Source organism: Kitasatospora sp. NPDC051853 (genome assembly GCF_044452665.1).
In the GTDB taxonomy this organism is placed as follows: Bacteria; Actinomycetota; Actinomycetes; order Streptomycetales; family Streptomycetaceae; genus Kitasatospora.
In genome coordinates this window covers 45,511-56,912 of the sequence record NZ_JBITBY010000024.1, presented here as the reverse complement: position 1 = coordinate 56,912, position 11,402 = coordinate 45,511, and the positions used below count along the sequence as shown (strand labels likewise).

The window sequence follows — 11,402 nt, the reverse complement described above, 5'->3', positions numbered from 1 at the left end:
GTTGATGTTCCAGTTGCCGGTGCTCTCGCACTGGGCGACGGAGTCCCAGGTGGAGCTGGAGGCGGCGGAGGCCGAGGTGGCCGTGACGAGGCCCGCCACCGGGAGGGCGGCCACAGCGCCGCCCACCAGGACCATCCGCAGGCGGTTGCGCTTGGCGGAGGTGGAGGTGGTGGTGGCGGTGTTCTCGTGACGGAAGGTCATGCAGATCCTTTCGGAAGCCCCGGGGCGGACAGCACGAAGCGGCCCCGAACAGTGGGCTGGACTCCGAGATGCCGCACGCGGCGGGCGGCCGCTCACGCGTTGGACGTGGATGGCCGCCCCGGTCACCTTCACCGCGTGGGCCCGGCCGCCTGGTGGGGCGGGGGCCGCGGGTGGTGGACCCGGGAAGTGCGCTGTGCACTGGTTACGAAGCTACGAGCCACCGGACGCACGGACAAGCATTTCGGCGAAATCCCAGCTCAGAGCGGTGTTACCGAAGGTATGGCCGGGGCCGGGCCCCCGATTCCAAGGGCCGACCCGGCCCTCCGGAAGATCGTTCCGGGGCCCGGTGTGCCCGCCGTCACCCCCCACGGGCGGTGACGGCGGCCACATCGTCGACCCAGCGCCAGGACGCGGGCACGGACAGTCGGATCCGGCACCGCCCGCAGGTGGCCGCGGTCACAACCGCCTCACCCGCGGGCTCACAGCACCGGCTGGATGTCCCCCGTGGTGACGGTGTGGCCGGTGCCGCGGGTGGTCAGGTCGCCCGGGGGGATGCCGGGGTGGTGGCGGGTGTCGTCGGAGGAGGCGGGGGAGGGGTCGGCGAGGGCGATGCGGGAGACGATGCGGTAGCGGTCGCCCCGGTAGAGGGAGTGGACGTACTCCACCGGGCGGCCGGTGTCGTCGGTGGTGAGGCGTTCGAAGCGCAGGGCGGGGGAGAGGGCCGGGACGGAGAGCACGCGGGCCTCGCGGTCGCTGACCACGGTCGGTTCGATGGCCTGGACGGCTTCGCGGACGCGGACCCCGTGGGCGGCGAGGAGTTCGTAGAAGTCCCCGCTCTCCAGGGCGGCGGGGGAGAGGCCGGGGGCCAGGTCGGCGGGGATGTGCAGGTGCTCGATCGCCATCGGCTCGCCGTCCACCAGGCGCAGGAGCGCGATCTGGAGGATCTCCGCGGCGGGGGAGAGCCGCAGCTTCCGGGCGATCGCGGCGCCGGCCGGCAGCGTGGCGTACTCGAGGACCTGGCTGGTCCAGGTGCCGGACGGGCGGGGGACGCTGAAGGACGGGGCACTGCCACCGGCGGGGGTCAGCTCCTGGACGATCTTGGCGAGGGCGACGAACATGCCCCGGCCGTGCTCCCTGGTCAGCAGGCCCTCGGCGACCAGTTCGTCGACGGCCGCCCGCAGGGTCGGGCGGGAGACGCCGAGTTGGGCGCAGAGGGTGCGCTCGGAGGGGATCGGGTCGCCCGGGGCCAGCGACTCGGCAAGTTCGCGTAGGTACTCCCGGACGTTTTCCCTCTTCAATCCCGTGCCTCCGGCCATCGCGGATCCCGTCCTTCATCGGTGTCTTGCTGACTGGTCAGACCATACCAGACCAGTTCGCCGAGGTGACCAGTTGCCGAGCGGCCTCCCCCGATGGGTCCGGTGCTGGATCTTTCCGCAGTTGGAGGCGGTCTGCGGGCTGAAACGGAGGTCTTGACGGAGTGTCGGGGCTGTGCGACCTTCTCATACCACCGGCCAGACCAGTTGGTCTGACTGGTAAAGAAACGTCGAGAGTGGTCACTCCAGCAGACCGCTCTCACTCCTCTCCCAAGGCGGCACCAACGTGAGACCCACCGCTCTTCCGACCACCCTGCGCTCCGCGGTCGCGCTCCTGCTCGGCGCGGCCACCCTGGTCGGCTGTTCCTCCTCCGGCTCCGACGGCGGCTCCACGGCGGCGAAGCCGTCGAAGCTGACCGTGTGGATCATGCGGGACAGCGTGACCGACGGCTTCCTCCAGCGGTTCAAGGCCGACTTCGAGGCAGGCCACGCGGGCACCACCCTGGACGTCCAGATCCAGGAGTGGGACGGCATCGGCCAGAAGATCACCAGCGCACTGGCCAGCAAGGACGCGCCGGACGTCATCGAGGTCGGCAACACCCAGGTCGCCCAGTACGCGGCCAGCGGCGGCGTCAAGGACCTCACCGACAGGACCGCCGACCTCAAGGGCGCGGACTGGATCCCCGGCCTCGCCGAGCCCGGCAAGATCGACGGCAAGCAGTACGGCATCCCGTGGTACGCGGCCAACCGGGTCGTCATCTACCACAAGGACCTCTTCGCCCAGGCCGGGATCACCACCCCGCCGAAGACCCGCGAGGAGTGGATCGCCGCCACCACCAAGCTCAACTCCGGTGGGAACGACGGCATCTACCTCTCCGGCCAGACCTGGTACGCGCTGGCCGGCTTCATCTGGGACGAGGGCGGCGACCTCGCCGTCAAGGGCGCGGACGGCAAGTGGGCCGGCGCGCTGGACACCCCGCAGGCCAGGGCCGGCCTGGCGTTCTACCAGCAGCTCCAGGCCCTCGGCAGCGGCCCCAAGGACTCCGACGAGGCCAAGCCGCTGCAGGCCGAGGTCTTCGCCAAGGGCAAGAGCGCGCAGGTCATCTCCACCCCCGGCGGCGCCGCGGCCATCCTCAAGGCCAACCCGGCGCTCAAGGACAAGCTCGGCTTCTTCCCGATCCCCGGCAAGACCGCCGCCAAGCCCGGTGCGGTCTTCACCGGCGGCTCCGACCTGGTCATCCCCGAGTCGTCCCGGCACCAGGACGCGGCGTACGAAGTGGTCAAGGCGCTGGCCGGTGACAAGTGGCAGACCGACATGGCCAAGGAGATGAGCTACGTCCCGAACCGGACCTCGCTCGCCGGGGCCCTGGCCGGCAACGAGGGCGCCTCGGCGATGGCCGCCGGCGCCGTCAACGGGCACGCCACGCCCAACTCCCCCAACTGGGCGGCGGTCGAGGCGAACAACCCGATCAAGCAGTACATGACCCAGGTGCTCACCGGCGCCGACCCGGCCGCGGCGGGCAAGGCCGCCTCCGAGGCCGTCACCAAGGCCCTCAACAGCTCCCACTGACCCCCGCAGAGCACTCCGAGAACGGGAGTCACGCCGTGCTCACCGCACCCGAGACCGAACCCGAGGCCGCACCCCGGCCCACCGCCCCGGCACCGCCGCCGCGCACCCGCGCGAGGCGCGGAGCACTCGCCGCGGTCCGGCCGTACCTGCTGATCGCCCCGACGCTGGTGGGCACGGCGTTCCTGCTGCTCTACCCCCTGCTCCGGAACCTCCTGATGTCGTTCCAGCACTTCAGGATGGCCGAACTCATCCGTGGCGGAGCCGAGTTCGTCGGCCTCGCCAACTACACCCAGGTGCTGGCCGACCCGGACTTCTGGACGGTGGTGCGCCGCACCCTGGGGTGGACGGCGCTCAACACCGCGCTCATCGTGCTGTCCGGCACCCTGATCGCCCTGATGCTCGCCAAGCTCGGGCGGCGGATGCGCCTCGCGGTGATGAGCGGTCTCGTCCTCACCTGGGCCACCCCGGTCATCGCCGCCACCACCATCTTCCAGTGGCTCTTCCAGTCCCGCTTCGGAGTGGTCAACTGGTCACTCGACGCCCTGGGGTTCCACGGCTTCCGCGACTACGCCTGGTTCGCCCACGGCGGCTCGACCTACGCGATCCTGGTCGGGCTCATCGTCTGGCAGTCCGTGCCGTTCGCCGCCCTCACCCTGTACGGCGGCCTCACCACCATCCCCGCCGAGCTGTACGAGGCGGCCCGGCTGGACGGTGCCGGAGCCTGGCAGACCTTCCGCCTGGTCACCTTCCCCGTCCTGCGGCCGCTGTTCGCCCTGGTCACCTCGCTGGAGGTGATCTGGTGCTTCAAGTGCTTCGCCCAGATCTGGGTGATCAGCCAGGGCGGCCCGTCGAACGCGACCACCACGCTGCCGGTCTACGCCTTCCAGATCGCCCAGTCCCTGCACAAGTACGACCTCGGCTCGGCCGTGTCCACGCTCACCGTCCTCATCCTCGCCGGCGCCCTGGTGTTCAACCTGCGCCGGATGTTCCGCCAGGAAGGAGAGGCGCTGTGAACGCCCTGGCCGCCCGCCGCACCCTGCGCCGGATCCCGCTCAACGCCGCCGCCCTGCTGGTCCTCGCCGTCTCGGCGTTCCCGGTCTACTGGATGGCGATCACCGCCCTCAAGCCCACCGCCGACATCCAGGCCGACACCCCCTCCTTCCTCCCGCTGCACCCCACCCTCGACCACTTCCGCACCGCGGTGAACGCGGACGGCTTCGGCACCTTCTGGCGCAACAGCCTGCTGGTCACCGGCGGAGCCGTGCTGCTCTCCCTGGTGGTGGCGCTGCTCGCGGCCTTCGCGGTCGGCCGGATGCGCTGGCGCGGCCGGCGGGCGTTCATCCTGATGGTGTTCATCGCCCAGATGGCGCCCTGGGAGGCGCTGCTGATCCCGATGTACGTGATCGCCCGGGACACCGACCTGCTCGACAGCCTGTCGATGCTGACCCTGGTCTACTTCATGACCACCCTGCCGTTCACCATCGTCACGCTGCGCGGGTTCCTCGCCGCCATCCCGGTCGAACTGGAGGAGTCCGCCCAGGTGGACGGCTGCAGCCGGGCCGGGGCGTTCCGCCGGGTGACGCTGCCGCTGCTCGCCCCGGGCCTGCTCTCCACCTCGCTGTTCGGCTTCATCACCGCCTGGAACGAGTTCGCGTTCGCCAACACCCTGATCATCAAGAACCAGGACGCCCGGACCCTGCCGGTCTGGCTCTCCTCCTTCGCCAACGTGTTCGGCACCGACTGGGGCGCCACGATGGCCGCCTCCTCGCTCTTCATGCTCCCCGTCCTGCTGGTCTTCCTCGTCCTGCAGAACAAGGTCACCTCCGGCATGACCGCCGGCGCCGTCAAGGGCTGAGACCGGCTCCCCGACGCTCCGTCAAGCTCCGCCCGCCACCCGCCTCCTACCCCGGAAGAAGACCCGCCCCGTGATCCTCCCGACCCCGGTCGACCTCATCCGCGCCGCCGGACGGTTCACCTTCACCGAGCGGACCACCGTCCGTGCGGACGGCGACGCCGCTCAAGTCGCCGACCTGCTGCGCACGTTGCTCGGCCCCGCCACTGGGCTGCCGCTCGCCCCCGGTACGGCCGGAACGGTCGTGCTGACGCTCGACCCCGCCGCGCGGGAACTCGGGGACGAGGGGTACCGGCTGACCGTCGACCCGTTCCAGGTGAGCCTGCACGCCGCCCGGCCCGCCGGCCTGCGGCACGCCGTCCAGACGCTGCGCCTGCTGCTGCCCCCCGAGGCCCTGTCACCACGGCCGGTGCCCGGCGTCGTGTGGAGCCTGCCCTCCGTACGGATCACCGACCGGCCCCGGCACCCCTGGCGCGGGTTCATGGTCGACACCGCCCGGCACTTCCAGCCCGTCGAGCGGCTGCTCGCCACCGTCGACCGGATCGCCCTGCACAAGCTCAACGTGCTGCACCTGCACCTGACCGACGACCAGGGCTGGCGGCTGCCGGTCGACGCCTACCCCCGCCTCACCGAGATCGGCTCCCGCCGGGCCCGCAGCATGGTCGGCCACGCGGGCTCCACCCGCTACGACGACCAGCCCCACCAGGGCACGTACACCAAGGCCGAACTGCGCCACCTGGTCGCGTACGCCGCCGAACGGGGCGTCACCGTCGTCCCCGAGATCGACATGCCGGGCCACACCCGGGCCGCACTGGCCGCCTACCCGCACCTCGGCAACCACCCCGAGCGGCAGCTCGACGTGTGGACCGACTGGGGCGTGTGCGAGACGGTGCTGGGCGTGCACGAGGAGGTGTTCGCGTTCTGCCGCGCCGTCCTGGACGAGACGATGGAGCTGTTCCCGTCCCGGTACGTGCACCTCGGGGGCGACGAGTGCCCCACCGTCGAGTGGGAGAACAGCCCCGCCGCCCGCAGCCGGGCCGCCGAACTCGGCCTCGCCGAACCCGCCCACCTGCGCGGCTGGTTCCTCGGCCGGGTCGGCCGCCACCTGCTGGACGCCGGACGGATCCCGATGTGCTGGGCCGAGGCCGACGGCTCCACGCTCCCGGTCGAGTTCACCGTGATGCCCTGGCGGGACGCCGAGCACGGCCGGGAGGCCGCCCGGCGGGGCCACCAGGTCGTGATGGCCCCGCACCGCTCCACCTACCTCGACTACCCCCAGAGCACCAGCCCCGACGAGCCGCTCGGCCAGGCCGGCTACGTGGTCGACCTGCCCGGCGCGCACGGGCACCTGGCCCCCACCGACCACTGGGACGAGGCCGAGCGGGCCAGGGTGCTCGGCAGCCAGGCCCAGCTGTGGACCGAGTTCGTCACCACCGGCGAACACTTCGACTACCTCACCTACCCGCGCCTGTGCGCCATCGCCGACCACGCCTGGAACCCCGTCAGCGACTACACCCGGGACTTCCTGCCGGCGCTCGCCGTGCACCGGCCCCGGCTGGCCGCGCTCGGCGTCCACCACGCCGAGCGGTCCTGACGGCCCCTCAGGCCCCGCCCCCGGGCCCCTTTCCGAGGCGCGCCCTCCACAGACCCGGCCGCCGGCCCACCGCCGACGGCCGCCCGCGGCGCGCGGACCACCTCCGCCGCCGCACCCCGCACGTGCACCACCGGAACGTCCTACTGCCCCGCCCCGAGCGGGGCCTCCCCCCACGGAAGGAACCACCGTGTCCGCACGTCCCCGCCCGATCAGCCGCCGCGCCCGGCTCGCCGCAGCCGCCGCGGTGGCCGCCGCCGGCCTGGCCGTCAGCGCGCTGACCGTCGTCCCGGCCTCCGCCGCCGACAAGTTCTCCGTCCAGTACCGCACCAGCGCCTCCGGCGCCACCGCCGACCAGACCGAGCCCTGGCTGCAGGTGACCAACACCGGCACCAGCACCGTCGCGCTCAACCGGATCACCCTGCGGTACTACTTCAAGTCCGACGGCCCGTCCGTGACCTACCGCTTCGCCTGCTCCTGGGCGGTCAAGGGCTGCGGCAACATCACCGGCACCTTCGGCACCCTGGCCAACCCCACCGCCACCGCCGACCGCTACCTGGAGATCGGCTTCACCGCGGGGGCCGGCTCGCTCGCCCCCGGGCAGTCCACCGGCGACATGCAGCTGCGGTTCCACCGGGCCGACTGGCAGACCCTCACCCAGTCCGACGACTACTCCTTCTCCAACTCCCAGAGCAGCTACGCCGACTGGCAGAAGGTCACCCTCCAGGAGGACGGCGCACTGATCTGGGGCACCGCCCCGGCCGGCAACAACCCCTCGCCGTCCGCCAGCCCCAGCCCCTCCCCGTCCGGCTCGACCAGCACCCCGCCGGTCGACCCCAACGCCCCCGCCCTGTTCGACGACTTCTCCTACACCACCAGCGCCGACGCGGCCCTCCAGCAGCACGGCTGGACCGTCAAGTCCGGCCAGGGCGGCCCCGGCGTCCCCGGCGCGACCTGGTCCCCGCAGGACGTCACCTTCCCGACCGTCGGCGGCGGCAAGGTGCTCAACCTGCGCCTGACCACCGACGGCACCGCGGCGGGCACCAAGGAGACCGAGATCCAGACCACCGCGAGGAAGTTCAAGAACGGCACCTACGCGGCCCGGGTCAAGTTCGCCGACGCCCCCGTCAGCGGCCCCGACGGCGACCACGTCAACCAGACCTTCTTCGCCTTCACCCCGCTCAACGCCCCGATGGACCCCAACTACAGCGAGCAGGACTTCGAGTACCTGCCCAACGGCGGCTGGGGCGAGCAGGGCAACATCATGTACGAGACCACCTGGGAGACCTACAACCCCGACCCGTGGAACGCCGTCAACGCGCACGGCGAGCAGCGCCAGTCCTACGACGGCTGGCACCTGCTGCAGTTCACCATCGACAACAACAGCGTCACCTACTACATCGACGGCCAGCAGACCGCCTCGCACGGCGAGCCCTACCTGCCCGAGACCCCGCAGTTCATCGACTTCAACCACTGGCTGATCGACCTCAACGGCCAGACCTCCTCGACGCCGCGCTCGTACGACCAGCAGGTCGACTACGTGTACTTCGTCAAGGACCAGGTCCTCAGCCCCGCCCAGGTCGCCGCCGACGTCGCCGCGCTGCGCGCCGCCGGTACGGCGTTCAAGGACACCGTGAGCTGACCTCGGGTCAGACCGCGGTGCTGCCGGTGCCCCGGGTCCGCACGGACCCGGGGCACCGTTGCGCGTGGCGTGGCGTGGCATGGGTGGGCGTGGGTGGGCGTGGCACCGGTGGGCGCGGCGGGCCGGGTTCAGGTGCGGGTGGTGAGCCGGGCGAGTGCCGCGTCGTGGCGCGCCCGGACCTCGGCGTCCGGGGCCGCCCGCAGGAGTGCGGTGAGGGCCCGGACGGCGCCGTCGTCGTAGCCGGCGGACTCGGCTTCGCGTGCGGCGAGGTCGAGTTGGGCGATGCCCTCGGCGCGGTGGCCGAGCCCGAGCAGTGCCTCGCCCTTGATGGTGAGCAGCAGGACGTGGGGGATGTCGGTGGTGTCGGGGCGGTGGCCGAGGTCGAGGGCCCGGGTGGCGGTGGTCAGGGCCTGATGCCAGTGGCCGGCGTCGGCCCGGTGGCGGGCGAGGTGCTGGAGGGCGAGGCGTTCCATCCGCGGGTCGCCGGCCCCGCGCGTCAGCTCGACCGCGCGTTCGCAGCCGCGCGCGGCCTCGTCCAGGCGGCCGAGGGCGGCGTGGGCGGCGGCGAGCACGATGAGGGCGTTGGCTTCGGCGAACGCGTCGCCGGCCTCGGCGGCGAGCGCGGAGGCGGCCGTGAGGTGGACGAGGGCCTCGGGGGTGCGGCCCTCCTCGGTGAGGACCCAGCCGAGGACGTTGAGCACCCGTGCCTCGCCGTGCCGGTCGGCGTCGGCCCGGGTGGCGGCGAGGGCGGTCTCCAGGAGGGGGACCCAGCCGTCGCGCACGCGCCACACGATCAGCGGCCACATCGACATGACCAGCCGCCAGGTCCGGTCGGGCAGTGCGGCGCCGTGCGCGGCGGCGACGGACAGGGTGAGATTGTCCCGCTCGGCGGCGTACCAGGCCACGGCGGCGGCCCGGTCGCCGAACTCGCGCACCGCGGCGGGCCGGTGGAAGTCGGCCGGGAGCGGGAAGCAGTCCTCGGCACCGGGCTCGGCGGCCGCCACCGCCGCGGTGGCGGTGGCGATGTGGTGGTCGAGCAGGCGGGTGAGCGCGCCGGGGCCCGCGTCGAGGCCGCGCGCGTGCAGCCGGACGAGGTCGTGCATCTGCCAGCGGCCGGGCGTGGTCTCGGTGAGCAGGTGCGCGGCGGCCAGGCGTTCCAGGGCGGTGTCGGCGGTGGCGGGGTCGGTGGCGGCCAGGGCGGCCGCCGCGTACCGGTCGAGGTGGGTGCCCGGGTGGCGGCCCAGGTGGGCGAACAAGTCGCGGACGGACTCCGGGAGTTGGCGCAGGGTCAGGTTCAGTGCGGCGCGGACGCCGGTGTCCTCCAGATCCAGCAGGCCCAGGCGGCGGGTGTGGTCGGACAGTTCGGCGGCCATCGCGGCCAGGGTCCAGTCGGGCCGCTGGGCCAGACGGGCGGCCGCCACCCGCAGGGCCAACGGCAGGCCACCGCACAGCTCGGCGAGCCGCCGCGCGGCGGCCGGCTCGGCGTCCACCCGGTCGGTGCCGAGGATCCGGGCCAGCAGCGCGGTGGCGTCCTCGGGCACCAGGACGTCGAGGGCGACGGGCCGGGCGGTGTCGCTGACGATCAGTCCGGTCAGGCGGTGCCGGCTGGTGACGACGGTGACGCAGCGGTCGCCGCCGGGCAGCAGCGCTCCGGCCTGCTCGGCGTCGCGGGCGTTGTCGAGGACGACGAGGAGCCGGCGGTCGGCGGCCAGCGACCGGAACAGCGCGGCCGCACCGTTCACCGACTCCGGTACCCGCTCGCGCGGCACGCCGAGGGCGAGCAGGAACTCCCGCAGCACCTCGACGGTGGCCACCTCGCCCGTGTCGCTGAAGCCGCGCAGGTCGGCGTACAGGCGCCCGTCGGTGAATCCGGCGGGGTCCTGGTGGGCCCAGTGCAGGACCAGGGCGGTCTTGCCGACCCCGGCGGGCCCGACCACCAGGCACACCGGGGCCTCGCCCGCCGTGGCCCGGGTCAGGGCGGCCAGCTCCGCGGCCCGGCCGTGGAAGCCGCGCGGTGCGCGCGGCAGCAGATCGGGCGCGGCCGTGTGCGGGGGAGCCTCGGGCACGGGGGCGGGCATGGCAGCGGGCGGCGGGGCGTGCTCCGTCGGGGCGTTCTGCGTCGGGGTGTTCTGCGCCTGGGCGTCCTGCGTCGTGCGTCGCGGGCGGGGCCGGCCCAGGCTCGCGGCCTCCTCCAACTCCCGGGCACCGGCCGGATCCAGCCCGAGCGCCGTCGCCAGCGCCTGGACGGTACGGCGCTGCGGTCCGCGGGAGCGGCCCTGCTCCAGGTAGGACAGGGCGCGCACGCTCACCCCCGCCGCGTGCGCCAGATCCTCCTGGCTGAGCCCCGCCCCGCGGCGCAGGGCGTGCAACCGCGTGCCGAACGGACCGGCGGCCGGTGTGGTCGAGGCCATGCTGATGATCTTCCCGTGCTCGAGGTGGCCCCGCCCGATGCCGAACCCCAACCCGCAAAAGTATGCGGTACCCACTTTTGCGGGCGAAATTGCCTGGCCGGTGACCGCTCCGCCGGGTTGGAATCGAAGCCCGAGGAGGAAGGCCCCGGACCCACCGGGAGACCCTCCCGGGCCGACCCGCAGCCCTTGCCCTCACCACCCGACCGCCACAGCGGCGGCACCACGACCACGCACACCGCATGACGACACACCGCACCACCCTGGGGGCCGAGAAGTGCGCAACGAAGCCGAGTTCGTCAGTTTCGCGGAGGGCAGCACGCTGCGCCTGCGCCAGCTGGCCTACCTGATGTGCCGCGACTGGCACCTCGCCCAGGACCTCACCCAGACCACCCTCACCAAGATGTACCTGGCCTGGCCCCGCCTCACCCGGCGCGACGGCGACCCGTTCCACTACGCCCGCAAGGTGCTGCTCAACGCCCTGCTCGACCACAAACGCCTGCGCAGCTCCACCGAACTGACGGTGGACCGCTTCCCCGACCGCCCCACCACCCCCGACACCACCGCCGTCCGCCTCGCCCTGCTCGACGCCCTCGCCCTCCTCACCCCCCGCGACCGCGCCATCGTCCTGCTGCGCCACTGGGAGGACCACAGCGTCGAGACCACCGCCGAGATCCTCGGCATCAGCACCTCCATCGTGAAGTCCCAGACCACCCGCGCCCTCGCCACCCTCCGCACCCACCTCGGCGAGGAACGGCTCACCCTGCTCGCGGTCTGAGCCGGGGCGCCGTCAGCGCGTGCGCGTGCACGGCACCGGCGCGGAGC

9 protein-coding genes are annotated in these 11,402 nt (G+C 73.0%); 6 read left to right on the top strand and 3 right to left on the bottom strand.

The genetic code is table 11. The features are described 5' to 3' along the window. Nucleotides 1-135, bottom strand: a 135-nt coding sequence (locus tag ACIA8O_RS39535) for a transglycosylase family protein (protein ID WP_396298932.1), incomplete at its 3' end; no start/stop codon positions are given. 545 nt (nt 136-680) lie between these two features. Next, nucleotides 681-1,517, bottom strand: a complete 837-nt coding sequence (locus ACIA8O_RS39530; RefSeq protein WP_396298927.1) for a GntR family transcriptional regulator — start codon at nt 1,515-1,517, stop codon at nt 681-683. Between the two features lie 283 nt (nt 1,518-1,800). Between ACIA8O_RS39530 and ACIA8O_RS39525 the strand changes: the two genes are divergently transcribed. The 5 genes from ACIA8O_RS39525 to ACIA8O_RS39505 all read left to right on the top strand — a co-directional run bounded on the left by ACIA8O_RS39525 (nt 1,801) and on the right by ACIA8O_RS39505 (nt 8,169). Next, complete coding sequence (locus ACIA8O_RS39525) at nt 1,801-3,084, top strand: extracellular solute-binding protein (protein WP_396298926.1); 1,284 nt, start codon at nt 1,801-1,803, stop codon at nt 3,082-3,084. A 35-nt stretch (nt 3,085-3,119) separates the two neighbouring features. After that, on the top strand, nt 3,120-4,097 hold the full coding sequence (locus ACIA8O_RS39520) for a carbohydrate ABC transporter permease (RefSeq protein WP_396298925.1): 978 nt from the start codon (nt 3,120-3,122) through the stop codon (nt 4,095-4,097). Next, nucleotides 4,094-4,939, top strand: coding sequence for a carbohydrate ABC transporter permease (locus tag ACIA8O_RS39515; protein WP_396298924.1), 846 nt, complete (start codon nt 4,094-4,096; stop codon nt 4,937-4,939). The genes ACIA8O_RS39520 and ACIA8O_RS39515 overlap by 4 nt, the downstream gene beginning before the upstream one ends. A 70-nt stretch (nt 4,940-5,009) precedes the next feature. Continuing rightward, entirely contained in the window at nt 5,010-6,530 is a 1,521-nt protein-coding gene (locus tag ACIA8O_RS39510) for a beta-N-acetylhexosaminidase (RefSeq protein ID WP_396298923.1), read from the top strand. Between the two features lie 187 nt (nt 6,531-6,717). Next, on the top strand, nt 6,718-8,169 hold the full coding sequence (locus ACIA8O_RS39505; protein ID WP_396298922.1) for a cellulose binding domain-containing protein: 1,452 nt from the start codon (nt 6,718-6,720) through the stop codon (nt 8,167-8,169). Between the two features lie 128 nt (nt 8,170-8,297). Here ACIA8O_RS39505 and ACIA8O_RS39500 read toward each other — a convergent pair whose 3' ends face one another. Continuing rightward, nucleotides 8,298-10,580, bottom strand: a complete 2,283-nt coding sequence (locus tag ACIA8O_RS39500; protein WP_396298921.1) for a helix-turn-helix domain-containing protein — start codon at nt 10,578-10,580, stop codon at nt 8,298-8,300. A gap of 274 nt (nt 10,581-10,854) precedes the next feature. Between ACIA8O_RS39500 and ACIA8O_RS39495 the strand changes: the two genes are divergently transcribed. After that, a complete protein-coding gene (locus ACIA8O_RS39495) occupies nt 10,855-11,355 on the top strand; it encodes a sigma-70 family RNA polymerase sigma factor (protein WP_396298920.1) in 501 nt (166 codons plus the stop codon). Nucleotides 11,356-11,402: the final 47 nt, after the last annotated feature.

Coding starts and splice junctions, on each gene's coding strand:
- ACIA8O_RS39530 (WP_396298927.1), bottom strand. CDS start 1,517: ATGGCCGGAGGCACGGGATTGAAGAGGGAAAACGTCCGGGAGTACCTA.
- ACIA8O_RS39500 (WP_396298921.1), bottom strand. CDS start 10,580: ATGGCCTCGACCACACCGGCCGCCGGTCCGTTCGGCACGCGGTTGCAC.